Here is a 580-nt window from a genome sequence, read left to right as displayed (position 1 = left end):
CTCTGCTAAGTAAAGTGCCCCTTTTTGTCCGCAACCCGACAGTCCGAGCATAACGGCACTACCAATCGTCAATGTCCAGATAGCATAACGACCAGAGTTGGCAGATAAATTTTGGGTGCCTCTAGTATCTAAAGAGCGGCGTATAGTAAACATATGATAGATAACCTTGCAACAGTGGAGACGCTATAAGAAGTATTATAAAAGGGCGTTGAAATTTAGCACGAGCCAATCATAGCATTATTCACTAAAGCTATGCTTGTCTTGAGTTTTATTAACGGATAATTTTACTGGTTTTTTGACCACATTACTCTAAAAACCAGTCTTATAGCGATTCTCTCTATTTGCCTACTTTTAACTTATGCCATTAGGTATACCTTGTCTTAAAGGTTTGTGAAATTATCAAAAAAGATGTTTAGAATCGGACGGACAAACTTCCTTACAATTTTGATAATAAGCAAACTTGCCTTTATAACGCTTGCTATAGCCACTGCGGATGGAGAGCCATGTTCGGTGAACAGTTGTTATGATGCCTTGACGAGCGCCAAACTTTAACCTTATAGTTGACGAGGTATAGCAACCT

At 39.1% G+C, this 580-nt stretch carries 1 protein-coding gene; it reads right to left on the bottom strand.

All coding sequences use genetic code 11. The annotated features are described in order from the left end of the window. The coding region (gene lptM / locus ACS8FD_RS23015; RefSeq protein ID WP_439277565.1) for an LPS translocon maturation chaperone LptM at positions 1-153 on the bottom strand (153 nt) is incomplete at its 3' end. Positions 154-580 lie beyond the last annotated feature (427 nt).

This window comes from Psychrobacter sp. 1U2, from assembly GCF_051847575.1.
This window is presented reverse-complemented; position numbering and strand designations above follow the sequence as displayed.